Origin of the sequence: Methylomonas koyamae, from assembly GCF_001644025.1 — a bacterium.
GTDB lineage: Bacteria > Pseudomonadota > Gammaproteobacteria > Methylococcales > Methylomonadaceae > Methylomonas > Methylomonas koyamae_A.
Genome location: NZ_LUUK01000220.1, coordinates 1 through 20,939 on the forward strand (window position 1 = coordinate 1; position 20,939 = coordinate 20,939).

Here is a 20,939-nt window from a genome sequence, read left to right on the forward strand (position 1 = left end):
TGTTAAAGGACCGCTTACAAAATAGCCGCTGCGTGTCGGTAGCTATACACGTCATACAGCGCACGTACTTCGCCGCTAATATATCGGTCAACATCTGCCGGGTTGTCGGCATTAAGGCCGGGATAGAGCATTACATCATCCGAATCGTTCGCGTCGAATTCTTGTTCTTCAAGTTCGTTTTCGTTATCCAATTCTGGATCTTGTCCGTTTTCCATATAGAGTATTGTTAGCCATTGCTTTGCCTCCTAGTGAGGCTGGTTTTGGTTAGGCAAGCTTTCCGGGTGCCTCCGGTAAGCTTGCCGCCCTTTTCTCATGTTAGAGATGGTTACTAGTTTCCAACCGTCAGTTTTTGCCGGTCTATCAACCTTCGATCAATTTTTGTTGTGTACATAGACCCTAGTTATCGCCCCAATCACATCTAAAAACTGATTGCATAATTGAAAGCGCGAGCTATTCCCCCCTTGTGAGGTTTTTGTGCCCAACCAGCCGACGGACCTGTTAACTGGGTTATAAAAGATGTAAATAACCGGGGATTTCGATCAAAAAGGCCGGAATTTGGCTAGGTAAATAGCCTCTCAACTTAAAACCTACATCGACCCGCGACCTATTCCCCCTAATTTTCCCAACCCTTCACACATTCGTTTCAATGTCATGGGCAAATTGCCAATGTAGACTGATACACGCCTATTTCCGGTCATTGTTGGTCTTGGCAGAGTACTGAATAAGTGCTTTACCGACTTGCTAGCCGAGCCATCAGCCCCTGAATATATTGATCTACAGCAGATGGATTTACTTCCCGTCTCAATTTAAACTGGAAACTAAACGGCAATTCTTCAAAGCTCGCAAATGCCGATGTATTGGAGATATAAATCCCATTTCGCGTTGCGTATCCCATTTCCATGGATTTAATCGGTGTTTCGCAATGGCATCGCCAATCAGATTTAATCGTACGCCATGAGAAGCGCCTAAAACACTTTGGACAACTACTGATTAAGTTTCGGCGATGGAGCGGACATACGTCGCCCATCATATGCTCAAATACATCATAGTGAAAACCCGACTCACTCAGACACATCGTACAAAATCGGACTGGAATATGACCACGCCTGATCCTAAATTTCCGATCCTGATGTCGACCTGCACGAGCCTCCAGGCGAGATCGAATCCACCAAATATTATCCAGTGCCAAGCTACGGCCGAACACCGATTGGCTCACCTTTAGCGACTCATCGAATTCTCGTTCCAGTCCCAGTGATAATCTACATACCCACTTACAGACGTCTGCAGGTATGCTATGCCCGTTAGCCGCATAAAAGCGGTAAACATAACCTAATAGGCTTTCTCCGTGCTTCATCTGTGGGCGAATCGGATAGTCGTCAAAAGGAATCAACATCCTTCCCCCTTCCGAAATTTAGGCGGGGTGTTGAAGAGGGCCTTCTCAAATGGTGCGTTATCCAGACGATGAAACTCAGATGCTGAATTAAAAGCGTTTGGCTTTCCAACGCTCGCCAGCCCTATGTCTCCAACTTTATTTTCAAGCACAGGATGTGCGGGTAATTGTTCAACATACTGAGAAAGTGCGCTTGTCTTCAACACATCGGCGCGCCGATAAAGCTTTTGCCTGAGCTTGTCTGCAACGTTGTGGTCGACAGGGAATATTTCCGACGACGCCAACATGTCGACCAGTCTTGCCGAACTGAGGCCAGACGCTTCGGACAGCTTGGATAACATGACGTAGTCCTGCCTGAACTGGCTAATATGGTCTGGACATATCCGCTTGGCGTTTCGTGAGTCGAGCTGGTGGTTCAGATAACCTCGATTGACCAACTGATAGGCAAACTCTTCGCTAATCCCCAGGACCTTCGCGGCGTTTGTTACCGTCAACGCCGCCACCTGAGGCCGCAACTGGTTTAACCACCGGCAAATCTCCGCTTTATCCAGCGATAGATTGCGGAATTGCCGTGGTCGGTCATCGGGTTTCCTGACGATGAGTTGTCCCGACACAATGGCTTTAAACACGTGCAAGAACGGCATCTCGATGCTGCCTCGAATTCGATTTTGCAGGGTAGCTGCCAAGAGAACACAATCGTCAGTGGGCGGTGCCGCACCCCGATTGATTGTGTCGATAAGGGTTTCCAACTCCAGCTTTGAATATTGCCAGGTTGAACAATACCCCTCGCGAGGTGGGATTTCGAATTTAAAGCATCCGCTCTTTTGCAACTGTAGAAACTGCGCTTTCGTGACCCCCAGAATCTCGGCTGCATCGTGTGCCGTAATCAAGCTTTTCAAATGCGGCAGAATCTTTTCCAAATCCGGTCGATAGATCGAGCATTGGGTGTAATTTGACTGGGTAGTTTGATGATGAGCAGCAACGTGTTTATCAGTAATCGCTCGACTCAACACCGAAGCGGCTAGATTGTATTGCTTGCAGGCCCGGTTAAACGAAACCCAAGGCTGAACTTTTTTGGCATCATTGCTGAACAGGGTGTGTTTTTTGGTAATGTCCCGTATCAAGTTCAATGTGACATATTCTTCGACCACGGTTTTTAGTGGCTCAAACAGAGACTCGGGAAATTCTTTGAAAAACTGCCGGTAAAAATATACCAGACGTTTCTGTTGGATGCCGATATGGCTGGCACGGTTAAAATGAATGGCTTGCAAATAGCGCCAAAATCCCCCGTCGTCGGAAAATAGGGCGTCAGCACATTGCGTAGCAGTTGCCTGAAACCCGCTAACGTGCTGAAACTGCGGCCTACCGGGTTTGGCTAAATCGTCACCGATCGCCAACCACTTCATCAGAAATGCGAGCAATTCACTGCGCTGACGCAGCGTTGGCAGCTGTTTGGCCTCGAACCAGTGATTGCCGGCCTCCAGAGCTCCATTCTCCAAAAATTGCTGCATTTGAACCACCGACGACGGCGCAATAATGGCTTGCGCACTGGATAATTGCGCCAAACAGTTACAGTGCTTGTCAGGCGCTTTGATAAAGCTTTGTTCCCGATAGCACTGCGGACAGACATCGTGTAACCAAACTCGATGGTGAGTACAGGCGGATGCCAATTTAAGCTGCCAGCCAATTCGCCAATAGTGAGCCTCCTGAAGACAAAGCGGGCAATAACGCAGTCGTGTGGCATTCAGATGAATATTGGGTAGGGTGCAGATCTGAGCAAGGCCATGATCAACGTTTTGAAAACCTGTCCAATCCGCCTTTAGGAAGGTTTGATATAACTTTGCATAATCGACGGTTTCAACCCCTTTCCCTGCCAACAACCACCGGAAAGACGGATAGGTATTCTTGTCGGCCAAGCGCATGAGATAGCCGATCGGATTTTCATCGGGATAGCTACTAGTGCGAATCGCTGGACAAACCAAAGTGAGCGGCGTGCCAGTCATAGTCGTTCCCCTTTTTTGGCCTTTGCCAATTCCACGGCCGGGGCTTTGTAAAACACCATGCCACGCTGATCCAATCTTTGACCGAAAAAATCAGTATGAAAGGGATTCAATTTGCCAACACCTTCAACCCAGATCGATTCGCTAAACGCCGCTTGCAAACAATTGCGGTCAATGCCCGGCAGCTCAAGGTTCACTGCAATCTGATAAGCGCCTAGCATCAGCTTGATCATATAGTCCATGATGCCATTGGTCGCAAAATGCAATTGCCGCGCAATGCCTTCCTGCTGCAAATCCAGCGGGGTGGGCAAGCCGAGCGTGGCGTCGATCTTTTTGATGACCCCCAGAAAGTGACTACGACTGGTAGCGCATTCAAGATCGAAAGGCTTCAGGTCGATTCTCCGACTAAATCGGCGGCGGAGCTGCTCGTTGGAATCCAGAATGATTTGGGTGCGCTCCAAGCCCATGATCACCGTAGAAATCTGAGCTTTATCGATCAAGGTCTTGAGCCAGTCGGCCACTTCGGCCGGCGCTCGCTTGTGTCCTCGGTCGATGAAATGCTGCATCTCGTCGAACACGATCAGTTTGACGTCACAAGCCTTGATGAGATGCAGAATGCGAGTGGTTTTATCGATGGCCGATCCCCGATGAAACAGCGGATCACCCAAATGGACCAAGATTTCCTCGGCAAGATTTTTGATAGTAGGCAATGCCGGAATATCAATGGCCAGTACCGGAATAGTAAGGCGGTCTCCCCGATCAACCGCTGGAAACTCTTTGACCAGCATATCCTTCAAGGTGGTTTTACCGGTCCCCGCAGGACCGACCAGCCAGTAGTTCTTGGATAGCCTGGTTTGCTGGTTAAATACATAGGCATTCCTAAGCGCCTGATAGGCTTGGTTAAAGCCCGGATGCTTGATGATCAGGCGTGATAAGTTGGCCCAGGTCTGGTTCAATTCGTTCTGTTCAATCATGATCAGCCCCCTTACTATCCACGTCAAAGTCTGGAATATCGAGTACTTGATAGTTCTCGTCCGAGGGTTGATTGATTTTTTCCGGCAATGTGTTGGATGAGAATGGCGTTTGTTGCAGTGCCTTGGTATCGTAGCGAGCCGCTTTTTTACGCTGGCTGAGTTTCTTGCTGTTGTTAGCCATCGCGATGAGCTGACGCAACTTTTCCTTACCGCGCTGGTAAAGGCTCACATCGACACGCTCAGCACTAGTTTGGTTAGCGTGCTGACGAATCAATAGATGTTGCGCCAGGGTGAGATTATCGGCGTACTCCGAGTAGGTACAGGGCACGGTGAAATAATCGCCCTGGTGCTCATCAAATACCCAAATGGCACCCAAATCTTCAGGGTTGATGCGGATGGTGACCGATCCAACACCGCGCTTGCGCAACACCGCCAGTTCCGCCGAGTTATACATCAGACCTTTGAATTGCACGCCCTCATGATTCAGCTTCCGGGTTTTCTGAACCGCCAAAATCAAATCCAACTTTTCCTTACTTTCCGGCAGTATGGGCTCGATGATTTTCAGACCGTCTTGCCAAGCCAGCGCCGGGCTAATACCCAAGCTTCTGTGGGTGGCTTGGCTATAGACATCAATGATCCAGACATGGAGCAGCTTTTTAAACTCGGCCAGGGTCATGTTCGCTGAATTTTCGGAGTCATAATCGCCACGCTCGGTAATATTAGAGAACGTGGTTCCCGCAATTTTGTGGCTCAGTTGCCGGTTAAACGTCCCTAAGAATCGCTCAATAGCGCCTTTGTAATGCGGCTGTTTTTTCGGGCAGTAGATGATTTCGATATTCAACTCAGCGCACATCCGTTTCAATTGCTCCGAATGGAATTCCAGACCGTTATCGCAGACCAGTGTGACCATGATGCCGTATGCAAGCCATTGGCTTTCAACGTCTGGATACTGTTGTGCCACATAGTTTTTGGGCAGGATGGCATGCCGCAGCGCACGCATAACAGCCAGCTCTGACGGTGGCTCAAATCCGATTTCAAAACCCAGCGGTAAACGCGAATAGCGATCGAGAATGAATGTCACCGTGGGTCGACCAATGGTTAATCCGGTCAGATCATCGATGATCAATAAATCCAATGGCGTATGGTCAACTTCCGCCCGCTCCAAGATATATTTGGGTTCCGGGCCTCGACCCGTTACGCGGAAATGCTTGTCGGCGGCTTGCTTGCCTTTTCGAGCCGCCATGACCAAGTATTCATCATAGGTGCCAATGTAGCGGTAGATGGTTGCTCGGCTGGGAATAGCGAGAGGGATATTTCGGTTGACGTTTAATGCCTTAATTTTAAGTGCCAATGCCTCATAGACATCATTAACACTATTACCTTCGGGTTTGAGATAGATTTCTTCGATGATCTGTTGAACCAAGTTCTCCAGATCTTTGATGATTCTGCGTTTATTCTTTGGGCCCTTCTCATAACTCACTAAAGCGGTAATTGAGCGATCTGCTTTTATCCAGCGTTTCCGCCAGCGATATAGACTGATTGTTGAAGGAGGAGCACAGTCACCAATCTCATCCGATACTAACTTAATGACTCTGGATAATCCGGAACATGTGGTTGCTTCACCCAATAATTCATCGGCTTTTTTCAAGTATTTCAGCCGATAATAGACTTGTTGCTGTATCGACTCAGGATAGGAAGATAAGTCCGGCTCAATCCGCTGCTTACTTTCTAGTCCCATTGTGATGATCTGCTGACCACCTAATATCAGTTCTCCAGAGCTGATAAAACCTAGCAGCGTGGTTTTGGTATAACTGACTAATGCCAAATCACTTTTCCGCTCTAGCTGGCATTGACCATCCTCAAGCATGCGGATTAGACGGTACGGCACATTGTTTAAAATCAGGTCCTGTCCGGTATGTAAAGAAGCAAGTTTCATGATGATCTCCAATAGTTGAGGTAAAAAGTGGGCTGGTGTTGTCGAGCGGTTGGTCAAAGTCAAAGCCGATATGCAATTGCGCAATAAGGGCAAAGGCCGTAGACCGGAACCCCAAAAATCGACTTAAAGCCTCCAAGGTTGGATCAGTTGCTTGTTCCACCCAAGCCTTGGCTTGTTCGGAAATATGAGGGGGAATCTGGAAACGCAGATACGGTCTTAGAATTGAAAAATTCCGGATTCGATTAGGGAAATTTAGTTCTTCATCCGTCAGAACGATGAAGTGGTAACCCTCATCAGTCAGAAACCGGTGGGCTGCCTTTAGTCTCTCCAGCACCTTCGGTAAAAACAACTTGGCTAAAGGCTTCACTTCCACATAGCAAATCTCACCGTTACGCAACCTCAGCTCAAAATCCGGCGTATATCGGAACATTCCCTTTGGTGCTGGGAGGTAGAAGGTTTGCGGCTGCTCTCTATATGCCTTGACCACTGGGGAAAATTCAAAGTGGTAACAAGCTTTTTGTTCATTCTGTGATTCCCAGGCAATCGAGCGATTAATTTTTGTCGAAGGAACTCCCCCCCGAACCTCGCCACGAGATCGCGTCACTGGCTCCCTTGCTCGCTCAGCTTTGGGCTGAGGCGTAATAATGAGACGCAAATCTGGCCTCCGACCAGCATTTTGGCGCGGGTCATCAAATTCAATAGACATAACGATTCCTTACCGCATTAGATGCGGCAAATCCTCACAACTTAAGCTGTGATGTTGAATACGCCTGTTTTTGGGCAAAAGAATGCCTATATCGAGTAGTAAAACTCGATAATCAACAGGGATTTAGAAGATGAAGGGGCTTGACGCTGATGGGAACTTTGATGATACTGAAGTCGCCAAACGTAGGTATCAATCAATGATTCTTACACCAGCGGGGCAAGCCGCAAGGTTTGTCCCGTTTTTACATGTGAACCTCCCGATTTTTTCGACGCCTTATTTTCTGAACCGGATATTCTGGTTGAGCCGCCAAGGTCTCTTTCAATAAGATGAATTCTCGGATCATCCGTACTTGAAATGGGGATAGGTCTAGCTGATGCTTCCTCAGATCGCTGAATAACCAATAAACGTCCAGCGGTACTTCTTTTTCGATAATAAACTTTCGATTAGAAGCATCAGCCGCTTCAACTAGCTGTCCGTGTTCATCCGCTGATAAATTAAGAACTTTCGCCAAACGATCGATAAACGCTTGGGGAGGAGGGCCTTTTCTCCCCGTTTCTAAAGACGATATGTAAGTTTGCTCATAGCCGATCAAGTCAGAGAGCTCTGACTGGCAGATGCCTCTGGAGGCTCTGATAGCTTGTAGCAGATGAGAAAATGGACTCACTTTTATAAAAAGGCATTAGAGAAATTAATACTGATAACGATGATACTCTAAGCTCAAAAAATATCAAATCATTGAAAATTAAGGAAAAAATAACGTACTTATCGTTGTAAGTGACTGTTTTTGGCAAAATATTCGCGATATCTAGCTTAATTTTTCACGGCAAAATGCCAAAAAAATTTAGCTAATAATATTGTCGGATGTAGCTGTAAGCCTTCTCAAACAGCTCCTCATCGGCATGCAGTTTGTATTTGAACAAGGATTTGCGTAGCGCCTTCTTGACCTCGCGCTCGCCGGCCAGGGTATTTTGCCAACCGGGGAAGCGTACAAGCCGGACGATTTCGTCGATGTCTGCCACCACGCGCTCGACAATGATCGGAGTATCGGCGGTTTTCACTTCGTTGAATAACTCGGTCAGTGCCGATTTGCCGCGATCTTCCTCTTCTTCCGGCGGTGTTTCCTTCTCGGCCTGTAAGACTTCCTTGGCGATTTGCAGCAGTTGCTTCAAAAACTCGACGCTGTTCAGTACGCCGTTTTCAAAACGGTCGCGCAAGGCATCCAGCCGTTCGGAGAGTTCCTTGAATTTTGGATTGCCAAGATGATTACGCAAGCGCCGCGCGACCTTGATTTCGATTTGCTTGACCTTTTTCGGGTCGGGATTGGACAACACCGCTTCCAGTAAATCGGCATCCAGCACCAAGGTATCCAGGTCGTCACGCACCGCATCGACATGCACGTTTTGATGGATCAGTTCGATGGTTTTGGCACCGAGCGAATGCCAAATCAGTTTGCCGTGACCGCTGGATGGTTGCACCGACTGGTACACCTGCGACAGCCACTTGTAGTCCTTCTCGTATTGCCCAAGGAAGGTATCGGGCGAGATGGCTTCCCAGAGTTTGCCAAGCAAACTGTATTCGGCGGCGAAATTGTCGCGCACCTCGTTGTTGGGCAGACATTGCTGGGCGGCGATCAAACCCTCGTAACCTTCTATCGTGCGATCGACACCGGCAAAAAACGCCAGGCATTTCTGCATCGTCTCTGGAAACTTGTCTTTCAATTCTTGGATATTCGATACAACCGCCAGCATGCTTTTATCGTCAAACTCCAGCGCCTTAGCAACATCATCGAAAATGCCCAGGTAATCGACAATCAAACCGTGGGTTTTCAACTCGGAGAAGGTCCGGTTCACCCGGCAGATGGCTTGCAGTAAGGTATGGTCGCGTAGCGGTTTATCCAGATACATGACCTGCAAGATTGGCGCATCGAAGCCGGTGAGTAGCTTGGCGGTAACGATCAGCAACTTCAACGGATCATTAGGATCGCGAAACCGATCCAGCAAACGTTCCTCTTCATCCTTGCTGCGAGCGAAGGGCTTGTATTCGGTTTCGTTGCCGTTGACCGTCATCACCACTTCCGACGCTTCCGGCGGCAGCAACTTGTCCAGCGCCTGTTTGTAAAGCAGACAGGATTCGCGGTCGAAGGCCACGATCTGACCCTTGAAACCATTGGGTTCGACTTTGCTCTGGAAGTGCTGAACGATGTCTTCCGTCACCCGACGAATGCGTTCCGGCGTTTTAACCAGCACCGCCATCTTGGCGGCGGTCTTGCCGAGGTTGTCGCGGTCCAGGTCGGACAGCGCACCGGTCATTTCCTTGAAAGCGGCGTCGATAGCGGGTTTGTCGATATGCAATTCCAGCAAACGCGGCTCGAAATGCAATTTCAACGTCGCACCGTCGCGAATGGATTCTTCAAAACCGTAGCGGCTCAGGTAACCCTTGTCATCTTCCTCGGCACCGAAGGCGTAGAAGGTATTGCGGTCTATACGATTGATCGGCGTGCCGGTCAGACCAAACAAAAACGCATTAGGCAGCGCATCGCGCATCTTGCGGCCCAGGTCACCTTCCTGAGTGCGGTGGGCTTCGTCGACCAGGGCGATGATGTTGCTGCGCGGATTGAGCGTGCCGTCGGCCTCGCCGAACTTGAAGATGGTGGTGATGATGATCTTGCGCACGTCCTGGGCCAGCAGTTGTTGCAGCTTGTCCCGCGTTTCGGCTTTTTCCAGATTGGGAATGTCGGCGCTGGTAAAGGTGCCGGTGATCTGGGTATCCAGGTCGATGCGATCCACCACGATCAACACGGTCGGGTTTTTCAGGTGCGGATGCAAACGTAGTTTCTGCGCGGCAAACACCATCAGCAACGATTTACCGGACCCTTGAAAATGCCAGATCAGACCCTTTTTCGGATAGCCGGCCAGCACTCGCTCGACAATCTTGTTGGTCGCTTCGTATTGTTGGTAACGGCAGATGATCTTGATACGGCGTTTTTTCTTGTCGGTGGCGAACAAGGTAAAGCTGGCGAGAATATCCAATACCACATGCGGCCGCAGCATGCTTTCGGCCGCAAGTTGTAGTGTCTTTAGCGGATGGTGGCGGGCATCGCCGTTTTCCTCATCCAGATTCCACGGCCCCCAGTCTTTGATCGGCAAGCCGAGCGAACCGTAGTGATAGGCCTTGCCTTCAGTGGCGACCGAGAACACGTTGCAGACGAACAGTTCCGGCACAAACTTCTCGTAATCGTCATGCACCTGCACCGCACCATCGACCCAACTGACTGCCGAACGGGTTGGGGTTTTGGCTTCGATCAGCACCAGTGGCAGTCCGTTGATCAGTAGCATCAGGTCGGCACGACGTTCGGCGCTGCCGGCGCGGTAGGTAAATTGTTGGGTGGCGACGTACTGGTTTTGGTCGAGATTGTCTAAGTCGATCAGCCGTACCGGCACATGCTGGTTGTTGTGACCGAAGGGCATGGAACGCTCGCCGCGCAGCCAGGCGGTCATTTCCTCGTTGGCTCGAATCAGACCGTCGGAACGTACCGACAGGATGATCGCGCGTAGTTTGTACAATACCTCGTCGGCGCGGTCGGGTTGGGCGGCAATTTCCGGATTGAGGCGGATCAGCGCTTCGCGCAGCCAGGGTTCGACTAGCACTTCCTGGGGTTGGCGGGGAATGTCGGCGTTAGCTACACGACGCCAGCCTAGGCCTTTCGAGGCGCGACCATATTCGGTTAGCGGCTCTTTGGCGGCGTTGGACGGAATGGATTTAGCCGGGCCGGAAAGTAAGTCGTAAAGGTAGGCTTCGACGGTGTTAGATTCGCAAAACATCTACAACCTCCGTCGATGAAGTAATTACTTTTCCGCGAAGCGGCCCAAGCTTGTTGATTCGAGCTTGAATGTTCTTGACCGACAATTCGAATGAATCAAATATATCACTCAAGCGCTCCTGCTCGTCTAAAGGGGGTAGCGGTAATGCATATCTCTTCAGCTTATCCATGTCCACCCCTGCCTGACCACAACTTCTTCGTGATAACCCCTCAATTAGAGAAAGCAGCGCCTTTTCTTTCAAAAAGTGATAAAGATACCTTTTACTCAGACCTTGTCTGGGAACCGCTTTGATAAGAGCAACGTTATATGCACCAGTAAGTCCTCGTAGGATCTGAAAAACTGGAGGCCCATATCGCCCAATCATAACGTCATTTTCATCACAAAATTTTTTAGCTAGTGCTTTGGGGACATAAGTTAAAAATTCTGAACTTTTGTAATCTCGAATTTGGATTAGTCGCACATTATTAGATGACGGCGAAAATTCAAATGTATGAGCAGGAGGTTGTGAACCACCCTGAAAATCAACCATGTCGCCGATTAATTTAGCCTGCCAGCTTTCAGGTATAGAACCAATTAAGGAGTCTTTCAACTGTTGATGTTCACCTCCCCACATAATACTGTCTCGAATATTGGTTAGTTGAGTTTGCGCTACATCAAGGGCCTCTCGATAAGCGTCAAATGCACTTTGAATTGCGGAAAGTAATCCGACAAGATTCTTTTGTTCCACAAGAGATGGCAATGCAAATTCCTGGATAGCCATGGTCTTCCAGTTGATGGTCGGCGAAAGCGAGCCCACCGAAATCTCCACCGCACGATTCATAAATAAATCGCTCTGCATGAAAAACGGCAAAAACTCTGGCAACACCACCTCGGGCTTGGCACGCAGCACCATCGCATGTGCCGAACAAATGCCGTCGAACTCGGCGACACCCAACTTGCGCTGGTAGGCACGGCGGCGACCGAAAATGATGTCACCCTTTTTGAACATCAGCTTGGTCGCTTCCACATCATCCGGACTGCCCCAACGGCGAATCCGCAACGAATCGGGATCAAGGTGTTCCAGTCCAACATAATGCTCCATGCCGGATTCAGACGGGTTATCGATACGAACATTAACGTTGGTCGCCATCTGATCAAATCGCCAAATTTTCCAGCCCGGTTTTAACTGCCTCCTGTCGGTCACGCGTCTTGTTCCTTATTTCGATCCGGCGCCAAGTAAGCCTGATGGGGATGCTTGGCGCTTTCCGGATAACGCAAACTCAACTGAGCATTGCCTACCATTGGCGTTAAATGTTTGTTGCGCAAATAATGGCGATCCTTATTCAACAAGGTTGCAAGCTGTTCACCGGTCAGCGGCTGCCAGGCGCAAAGCCTAACAATCAAGTCGCGCAAGGCTTCCCGGCTAAGATTGTTGACGGAAGTAAGCAGCAAGGTTGCAAGTTCGGGTGGTAAGGTTGCAAGATCGAGCTTGCAACCTTCGTCGGCAAGCTTGCAACCTTCCATCAGTGGAGGTTCGTTATCGAACGGTACGCGTGCCTGCTCAGGATGCAGGTCGGGTTCGACGACTGCCGCCTGCAAGGTGTAATAAGTGCGGCTACCGCTACCTTGTTTGACCAATAGCCCTCGGTCGCGTAGACGGCGTAACACCTGGCTAGCCATTAATGTATCCAGACCGGAAAAATCCCGGCAGGCGGTGTTATCCACCGCGCCGGTTTCTCGGGCATAAATCAGAACCTTGGCATCCTCGCCGCTCAGGGTGTCGCCGGCAAGGGATTTGAGCCAGCGGTAATCATCTTCCGTCAACAGATGATGCAGGAATAGCGTGGCCTTAAATTCATTTCTCTGCCGATCTGAGTTGAATTCCGGCAAGGGCAAACCAGCATCGGCCGAGAGGCGGCGCATGGTACGAATACCTGAGCCTTTGGTTTCGGCCCAATGCAGGTCGTGCAGTACGGCGGCAATCGCCGGATTGCGCAGTCTTGAGCCAGGCTTACCCAAGTCGGCCATATCTTTGAGCGAGAAACCGGGATTGATGACTTCGATACGATTGCTGTAACGAATGATCTGTACCGGGCTGTGAATCTGATAGCTGCGATGCATGGCGGCATTGGCCAGCGCCTCGCGGATCACCTTGCGCGGCAATACCGGCTCCTGGCGACTTTGCATTTCGCCATCATCCAGACGGAAGCCCTTGGGTAATTCATCGAGGATAGTGTTCTGCATTTGCCGTAACGCCAACATCAAGGGCTTGCGCAAATCCAGCGTGGTAATGAAGCGATCATCCGGGTCTTCGACCCATTGCATGCCTGGAACACGAATGTAATCGATGCGCAGCGCAGGCATTAGGCGTCGCAATGCCAGCGATTTACCAAACAACACGATACCAGCCAAGGTAGGACGCAGTTCACCATCAATACGTTTAAGTGCACAAATCGCTTCCAGTAAATCATCATCACCGTAAGCAAGTTCTTCCGCCTCCGGATTTGCGTCCGCCCGCAGACGGCGGTATTCGGTTACCGCTAAGGGATCGATGTCATCGCGACTGGCTTCGCGGATAACGACCATGTCGGGACCAGCTTGCGGTTGCGTTTCACCTCGCAACACCCAAAGGTCTTCATCGACACAATGCTGGTCGGTGGAACCGATACGGCGGTAGGCCCCACGCGGCAAGCCGGTGGCTTTAGCGTAAATGGGTTTTTGACTCATATCGGATTCTGGCACATAAACCACCAGCACCGGTTTGCCGCCAACCGTTTCGATCTGCATTTCGGGGCGCACCACCACGTTAAGCATGGTCGAGCATTGAGTGGCCAAATCCTTTTGGACTTTGTCCAAGTCCGATAGCCCTTCGGCCCAATAAACCACATCGCCTTTGTCGTTGGTTTTCCAGTTGGCTCCGAGTAATAAATAACCACCGTCCAGGCCGGGTTCGTTGGCAAAGGCGATGACGGTTTGCATCACCGATTTACCGAGCTCGCTGGCCCGCTTGGCTTCGATGCGAGACGACTCATCAACGGCGTTAAGTTCTTCGAACAGTTCTACGGCGCTACGCATCGGGCTCGGTCTCCGAAACCAGTTGATCGAGAGTTTCTACCAGATTATCCATTTGCTGCCAAAAGGCTCGACCACTGGTTTGCCAGTTGTCCCAGGCTTCAGCAAGGCTGGCAGGTTGCTCGCTATTGGCGGCACTGCTGGTGTTACTAGTCTGGCGTTTGACGTAAAGCGGGATCGAAAGATTACAGGCCTGGCTTTGCAACTCCGCCAGCGTAACTACCTTGGCGAAACCGGGTTGATCGGCAAAGGCTTGGAAGGCATCGAGGATGCGCAGCTGATGTTCGGGCTTGAGGAAACTTTGCGCACGTTCCCGCGTGACTTCATTGAGCGCATCGATAAACAGTACCTTGTGTTTGCGGGCTGCCGGTTTATTCCGGTTGCAGACCACGATGCAGGATTCCATCGGCGAGTTGTAGAACAGGTTAGGCCCAAGGCCAATGACTGCTTCCACCCAATCCTGCTCGACCATTTTGTTGCGCATGGCCTGTTCTTCGTTACGGAACAACACGCCGTGCGGCCAGAGAATAGCACAGCGGCCCTTATTACTGAGGCTAGCAAGAATATGTTGCTGGAAGGCATAGTCGGCGCGGCCTTGCGGCGGCGTGCCGAGAAAGTTACGCCCCCATTTGTCCTGCTCGAAGGCCGTGCGATCCCATTGTTTGATGGAATACGGCGGATTGGCCAGAATCACATCGAACTGGCGCAGTCGATCGCCTTCGATGTGTTTAGGATCGGCCAGCGTATCGCCGCGAATGATTTGAAAGTCCTCGACGCCGTGCAGAAACAGATTCATGCGGGCGATACCGGAGGTGATCAGATTGCGTTCCTGTCCATAAAGTTTGAGTGTGCGATATTCGCCTCCGCTTCGTTTGACCTCGGTCAGGGCCGAAATCAGCATACCACCAGTACCGCACGTCGGGTCGTAGATCGACTCGCCGGTCTGCGGCGCAAGCAATTGGGTCATCAGATGCACGACGGTGCGGTTGGTGTAGAACTCCGCGGCGGTGTGGCCAGAATCGTCGGCAAACTTTTTGATCAAAAACTCATAAGCGTTGCCCAGTTCATCCTCGGGGACGTTGGCCACCGACAGGGTTTGGGTCGAGAAATGCTCGATAAGGTTTTTCAGGGTTTCGTCGGGCAGGCGTTCGCGATTGGTCCAGGGTGCATCGCCGAAGATGCCGGCCAGTAAGTCGGGATTGGCGGCTTCTAGTTGACGCAAGGCAGTTTGAATCGCCATGCCGACATTTTTGGGCGTTTGCCGCACATCGTTCCAATGCGCACCCTCGGGAATCTGGAAACGATGATTTTCGGCAAACTCGGCATAGGATAGGTCGCCATCCGAATCGGCCAAGGCGGTTTGGTATTCCTCGTCCCAGACATCCGAGATACGTTTGAAAAACAGCAATGGGAAAATAAACTGCTTGTAATCGCCGGCATCAATAAGACCGCGCAAAAGAACGGCGGCCCCCCAGAGATAGGATTCGAGTTCTTGTTGGCTGATGCGACTAATCAAGCTGTATCTCCCGGCGTTTGATGCGCCATTGATGGCCGCAAGATGTGCATTCCCTCTCAGAACCTTCCAAATCGACGCAGCAACCGCCAAGCACAACTTCGCCACGGCCCGCCATTTCAAAAGCCTGTTCGGTCGGCATACCGTAAAGAATATCCACCCCGGTTTTCTGCCGACAACTTGGACAAATGTATTTTCGAGGACTCATTGCAACCAGCCGCCCTCGCTCATGACATTAGCCAGTCGCTCTTCGGCTTCTCTGCAACGAGTTAAAGCATCTTTGAAGGCGGCGATAGCTTCTGGCAATGGTGGAATATCTTCCGTGAGGGGCGGCAGCACGTAACGCGAGATATTGAGCGTCCAGTCTTCGGCTTTGATTTCATCCAGGCTGACAATCCGAACTGCGTCCTGCACATCCTGGTAGTTTTGGAACCAGCTCTGAATTTGCAGCGCATGTTCGGGCTCCAGATAGTTCTGAGCCCGACCGCGACGGAATAGCCGCGAGGCATCGGCAATCAGGACTTTGTGGCGACGTTCTACCTGTTTTCGCTTGCGCAACACCAGAATACAGGCCGCCAAACCGGTGCCGTAAAACAGATTCGGCGCCAAGCCAATCACGGCTTCAATCAAATCCAATTCCAACAACTTTTGCCGAATTGAGCCTTCGGCGCCTTTACGGAACAGTGCGCCTTGCGGCCGCTGACGTCGGCCATGGATTTGACCATGTGCTGGACCCAGGCAAAGTCGCCAGAACTGGATGGCGGCAAGCCGGCAAAGTTACGACCAAACGGGTCACTAAGCCATAGCTCTTCGCCCCACTTTTCCAGGGAGAATGGCGGATTGGCGATCACGCAATCGAACGTCGCCAGCCGGTCGCCATCGAAAAAAGCGGGACTGCGTAACGTATCGCCGCGCACGATCTGAAAATCCTCAATACCGTGCAGGAACAGGTTCATGCGAGCAATGGATGAGGTGGTCAGGTTTTTCTCCTGACCGAACAATTTGCCCCATAAGCGTTTTACATCGCCGTGCATTTCATTGACGTGTTGCACGGCTGCGAGCAGCATGCCACCGGTCCCACAAGCCGGGTCGTAAATGGTTTCGCCTTCCTTGGGATCGAGCATGTCGATCATCAAGCGCACGACGCTGCGCGGGGTATAGAACTCGCCGGCTTTCTTGTTGGTGGCGTCGGCGAATTTCTTGATTAGGTATTCGTAGGCATCACCGACCACATCTGAGGTGGCACTGTGATTGCCCAAGGGGAGTTTGGAAAAGTGCTCGATCAAATCCTTGAGCAGCGCATCCGACAAGCGTTCTTTGTTGGTCCATTGGGCATCACCGAAAACGCCATACAAGGTATCGGGGTTGGCTTTTTCGATCTCACGCATCGCTCTCTGCAAGGCGGTGCCGACATTGCTGGCAACTGATCGGACATCGTTCCAATGACAATCATTGGGGATCTGGAAGCGGTGAGATTCCGGAAATAGCGCTAATTCCGCATCACCGGTTTCGGCCACGATGTCGGCATACTCTTCGTCCCACACATCGCAAATGCGTTTGAAGAAAAGGAGCGGGAAGATGTAGGTCTTGAAATCTGCCGCATCCACCGGGCCGCGCAAAATATTGGCGGATTCCCAGAGGTGGCTTTCAAGCTGGTTCAGAGTTGTAAGTTTTGCGTCCAAGCATTCATCCACACTGAATATGGTTATTGTTGACGGCTACTACTTTTTTGGCCCGCTTCATTGATCGAACTGGATCAAAAGTACATCGGCTATTCAAAAACTGTTTAGCTACGGGAGCAGTAATTTTTTACCCTCCCGTTAGCCAATCACGATTAAATAAGAATGTTTCTCAAATACATATCCCAATAGCCAATTTCATGAATTATGAGATTTCATTTCACAATTATGAGATTTTTTTCATCTATTTTGAGATCTGACACCGACACATCTCTACACATCCAAATTCGCTACATCCAGCGCGTTCTTGACGATGAAATCCCGCCGCGGTTCCACAACGTCGCCCATTAGCGTGGTAAAGATTTCGTCGGCGGCGATGACGTCGTTGATGGTGACTTGCAGCAGGCGGCGGCTGTTGCTGTCCAGCGTGGTTTCCCAGAGTTGCTCGGGGTTCATTTCGCCTAGACCTTTGTAGCGCTGGATGTGTTGGCCTTTTTTGACTTCCTTCATCATCCATTCGAAGGCTTCCTTGAAATTGGCGACGCTTTGCTCGCGCTCGCCCATCCGCATCACTGAATCCGGACCGAACAGGCTCAGGGTTTGCTCGGCGTAGCGGGCGATTTTTTGATAGTCCATGCCGGTAAAGAAGGTTGAGTGCAGCACGAAGCTTTTGGTGATGCCGTGCAGGCGCTTGTTGACGGTGATGTCGAAGTCGTCGGCACCGTGATATTTAACCTCGGTACTGAATACGGCCTTGTGGTCGCCGCTGTTGAGCTTCCGCTCCAAATCGGCAAACCAGGCGCTCAGTTTCGCTTCGTCGGCCTTGGCGGCGGCGTCCAGGGGCTGTAAATAGGTCATTTGTTCCAGGTACAGATCGTCGTAGCGTCTGGACAGGCGATGGATGACCGCCATGACCTCGGCGAATTCGGTTGCCAGCTTTTCCAGGCCCTGGCCTTGAATGACCGGCGTGTCGGCGTCGGTTTGCAGTTGGGCCTTGTCCAGCGCCAATTGGATCAGATATTGATTCAAGGCGCTGTCGTCCTTGACGTAATGTTCTTGTTTGCCTTTTTTGACTTTATACAGCGGCGGTTGGGCGATGTAGATATGGCCGCGTTCGACCAGCTCCGGCAATTGCCGATAAAAGAAGGTCAGCAGCAGGGTGCGGATGTGCGAGCCGTCGACGTCGGCGTCGGTCATGATGATGATGCGGTGGTAGCGCAGTTTATCGACGTTGTATTCGTCCTTGCCGATGCCGCAGCCCAGCGCGGTAATCAAGGTGCCGACTTCTTCCGATGAAATCATTCTGTCGAAGCGGGCGCGTTCCACGTTCAGAATTTTACCTTTCAGCGGCAGGATGGCCTGGGTGCGGCGGTCGCGGCCTTGTTTGGCGGAACCGCCGGCCGAGTCCCCTTCCACGATAAACAGTTCGGACAAGGCCGGATCTTTTTCCTGGCAGTCGGCCAATTTGCCGGGCAGACCGGCGATGTCCAACGTGGTTTTGCGGCGAGTCATTTCGCGGGCCTTGCGGGCCGCTTCGCGGGCGCGGGCGGCGTCGATAATCTTGCCGGCGATGGCTTTTGCGACCTGAGGCTGCTCCAGCAGGAATTCCTGGAGTTTCTCGTTCATCGTCGATTCGACCAGCGGTTTCACTTCCGAGGAAACCAGTTTGTCCTTGGTTTGCGACGAGAACTTGGGATCGGGCACTTTTACCGATAACACGGCGGTCAAGCCTTCGCGGGCATCGTCGCCGGTGGTGGCGACCTTTTCCTTTTTAGCCAGACCGTTGCTTTCGATGTATTGGTTGATGGTGCGGGTCAGTGCGGCCCGGAAGCCGGCCAAGTGGGTGCCGCCATCGCGTTGCGGAATATTGTTGGTGTAGCAGAATACGTTTTCCTGATAGGAATCGTTCCATTGCATCGCGACTTCAACAGTGACGCCTTCTTTCTCGGCCTGGAAGTGAAACACTTTTTCGAACAGCGGGGTTTTGTTCTTGTTTAAGTGTTGAACAAAGGCGCTGATGCCGCCTTCGAATTCGAACACGTCTTCCTTGCCGCTACGTTCGTCGCGTAGCGAGATTCTGACGCCGGAGTTGAGGAAGGATAATTCGCGCAGCCGTTTGGCAAGTATGTCGTAGTGGAATTCGATGTTGGTGAAGATGGTCGGGCTGGGCTTGAAGTTGATGTAGGTGCCGCTGCCTTCCGCATCGCCAACGATGGCCAGCGGTGCGACCGGTTCGCCGAGCACATATTTTTGCATGTGCAATTTACCGTTCTTGCGCACCTTCAATGTCAGCTCTTCGGATAACGCATTCACGACCGAAACCCCGACGCCGTGCAAGCCGCCTGACACCTTGTAGGCGTTGTCGTCGAACTTACCGCCGGCGTGCAAGACGGTCATGATGACTTCGGCGGCGGAACGGCCTTCTTCCTTGTGAATATCGACCGGGATACCGCGACCGTCGTCGTAGACCGATACCGAACCGTTTTCGTGTATCACCACATCGACACCTTTACAGTAGCCGGCCAAGGCTTCGTCGATGGAATTGTCGACTACTTCGAACACCATGTGATGCAAGCCGGAACCGTCGTCGGTATCGCCTATGTACATGCCGGGACGTTTTCTGACCGCATCCAGGCCTTTCAGTACTGTGATGTTCGAACTGTCGTATTGTTCACTCATGGTGTGTTCCGTAATGTAGGGTTTTGCCGCATTGACGCCAGAGGGGTCTATTCCTGCATCGTTGCTTCTGCTGGTGAGAGTTATAGTTATTGTGTTGTCTTGTTCGCGTTGCGATCACGGCGTTTGAATTCTTCCGTGTTCCACGTGAAACCTTTTATAAGTTTTGAGAGGCGCCAAATCGCCGAAGTCGGAAAAATCGGTACTGGTGATAAAGACTTGGCAGTTCAGTTCAGCCAGATATTTTAACAATTTTGCCTTGTTTTCTGTATCCAATTCCGCCGCCAAGTCGTCGATCAAAATGCAGCAGGCATTCGGGCTAATCCGGTTCAACAACGTTACTTGCGCCATCAGTAAAGCCAGTACATAGAGCTTTTGCTGTCCTCTGGATAGGAAGTCCTTGGCTGGGCGTTTGTCGCAATAACAGATGAAGTCTGCGCGATGCGGCCCGCTATGGGTAAATCCATAACGCAGATCTCTATCCAAATCCTGTTTCAGGTAATGTTCCAATTCGTTTTCATCAGGCCATCCCGGATGAAAACGAACATCCGCTTGAACGTCCGTTAAAAATTGCCGTGCGGTTTCGTTAAACACCGGCAACAGTTCGTCAACATAAGCTTGTCGAAATTGGTTGATGACCTTGCCGTGCTCGGCCAACTCTCGATCCCACGCCGGAATTTGTCTGAATTGGCGAGACTTCAACAGACTGTTACGTTGCTGCAGTGCCTTGGCGTATTTCCGCCAATGACCCAGAAACTGTTTGTGCTGATTGAAAATCCCCCAATCCAGAAACTCGCGGCGAACTTGCGGACCGGCGTCAAGCAGGCGGTAACTCTTCGGATCGATCAACTGTACCGGCAGTGCATAGGCCAAATCCGACTTTTGCCGATTCTCGCCGTCGATGCGAATTTCGCATTGCTTGGCGTCGATTTGAATCCCAATCCGACTTAGCGATTGGCCTTGCTGGCGGTTTTGCGCGGACACCACCAGGTGGGTTTGGTCGAAGGCAATCGCTTGCTTGATATGCGTGGTGCGAAAGGACCGGGCGCGCCCAAGAATGAAAATGGCTTCCAGCAACGAACTTTTGCCGCTGGCATTGGCGCCGGTAATCAGGTTGATTGCCGGCGAAGGAGTAAGGCTGGCTTCACGGATGTTTCTAACCGAAAAAACATCCAGTGCGATCAAGGTCATTG

General features: G+C 51.1%; 14 protein-coding genes and 1 pseudogene. All 15 read right to left on the reverse strand.

Annotated features, from left to right (window positions below):
* Positions 1-14 precede the first annotated feature (14 nt).
* A complete protein-coding gene (locus A1355_RS25440; protein ID WP_157197993.1) occupies positions 15-215 on the reverse strand; it encodes a hypothetical protein in 201 nt (66 codons plus the stop codon).
* A 515-nt stretch (positions 216-730) separates the two neighbouring features.
* A complete protein-coding gene (locus A1355_RS26680) occupies positions 731-1,393 on the reverse strand; it encodes a TniQ family protein (protein WP_082885709.1) in 663 nt (220 codons plus the stop codon).
* Positions 1,387-3,393: a TniQ family protein gene (locus tag A1355_RS21995; RefSeq protein ID WP_064031427.1), complete on the reverse strand. Its 2,007-nt coding sequence runs from the start codon at positions 3,391-3,393 to the stop codon at positions 1,387-1,389. The genes A1355_RS26680 and A1355_RS21995 overlap by 7 nt, the downstream gene beginning before the upstream one ends.
* Complete coding sequence (locus tag A1355_RS22000) at positions 3,390-4,364, reverse strand: TniB family NTP-binding protein (protein WP_064031428.1); 975 nt, start codon at positions 4,362-4,364, stop codon at positions 3,390-3,392. Before A1355_RS22000 ends, A1355_RS21995 begins: the two co-directional genes overlap by 4 nt.
* The gene (locus A1355_RS22005; protein WP_082885710.1) at positions 4,357-6,300 is read right to left on the reverse strand and encodes a Mu transposase C-terminal domain-containing protein; all 1,944 of its coding nucleotides are present in this window, start codon (positions 6,298-6,300) and stop codon (positions 4,357-4,359) included. The genes A1355_RS22000 and A1355_RS22005 overlap by 8 nt, the downstream gene beginning before the upstream one ends.
* Positions 6,224-7,006: a TnsA endonuclease N-terminal domain-containing protein gene (locus tag A1355_RS22010; RefSeq protein WP_064031430.1), complete on the reverse strand. Its 783-nt coding sequence runs from the start codon at positions 7,004-7,006 to the stop codon at positions 6,224-6,226. Before A1355_RS22010 ends, A1355_RS22005 begins: the two co-directional genes overlap by 77 nt.
* A gap of 241 nt (positions 7,007-7,247) precedes the next feature.
* Positions 7,248-7,670: a helix-turn-helix domain-containing protein gene (locus A1355_RS22015; RefSeq protein WP_064031431.1), complete on the reverse strand. Its 423-nt coding sequence runs from the start codon at positions 7,668-7,670 to the stop codon at positions 7,248-7,250.
* Positions 7,671-7,851: 181 nt separating this feature from the next.
* Positions 7,852-10,827 carry a type I restriction endonuclease subunit R gene (locus tag A1355_RS22020; RefSeq protein ID WP_064031432.1) on the reverse strand — a complete coding sequence of 992 codons (2,976 nt, stop codon included), beginning with the start codon at positions 10,825-10,827 and terminating at the stop codon, positions 7,852-7,854.
* Positions 10,811-12,010: a restriction endonuclease subunit S gene (locus A1355_RS24850; protein ID WP_157197994.1), complete on the reverse strand. Its 1,200-nt coding sequence runs from the start codon at positions 12,008-12,010 to the stop codon at positions 10,811-10,813. The genes A1355_RS22020 and A1355_RS24850 overlap by 17 nt, the downstream gene beginning before the upstream one ends.
* Complete coding sequence (locus tag A1355_RS22030; RefSeq protein ID WP_064031433.1) at positions 12,007-13,881, reverse strand: ATP-binding protein; 1,875 nt, start codon at positions 13,879-13,881, stop codon at positions 12,007-12,009. The genes A1355_RS24850 and A1355_RS22030 overlap by 4 nt, the downstream gene beginning before the upstream one ends.
* The gene (locus A1355_RS22035) at positions 13,874-15,394 is read right to left on the reverse strand and encodes a type I restriction-modification system subunit M (protein WP_157197995.1); all 1,521 of its coding nucleotides are present in this window, start codon (positions 15,392-15,394) and stop codon (positions 13,874-13,876) included. Before A1355_RS22035 ends, A1355_RS22030 begins: the two co-directional genes overlap by 8 nt.
* Entirely contained in the window at positions 15,387-15,551 is a 165-nt protein-coding gene (locus A1355_RS25445; RefSeq protein ID WP_197471883.1) for a hypothetical protein, read from the reverse strand. The genes A1355_RS22035 and A1355_RS25445 overlap by 8 nt, the downstream gene beginning before the upstream one ends.
* Before the next feature lie 44 nt (positions 15,552-15,595).
* Positions 15,596-17,085 (reverse strand): annotated as a pseudogene (locus tag A1355_RS22040) (type I restriction-modification system subunit M).
* 258 nt (positions 17,086-17,343) lie between these two features.
* Positions 17,344-19,749, reverse strand: a complete 2,406-nt coding sequence (gyrB, locus tag A1355_RS22045) for a DNA topoisomerase (ATP-hydrolyzing) subunit B (protein ID WP_064031434.1) — start codon at positions 19,747-19,749, stop codon at positions 17,344-17,346.
* Positions 19,750-19,863: 114 nt separating this feature from the next.
* Entirely contained in the window at positions 19,864-20,937 is a 1,074-nt protein-coding gene (gene recF, locus A1355_RS22050; protein ID WP_064031435.1) for a DNA replication/repair protein RecF, read from the reverse strand.
* Positions 20,938-20,939 lie beyond the last annotated feature (2 nt).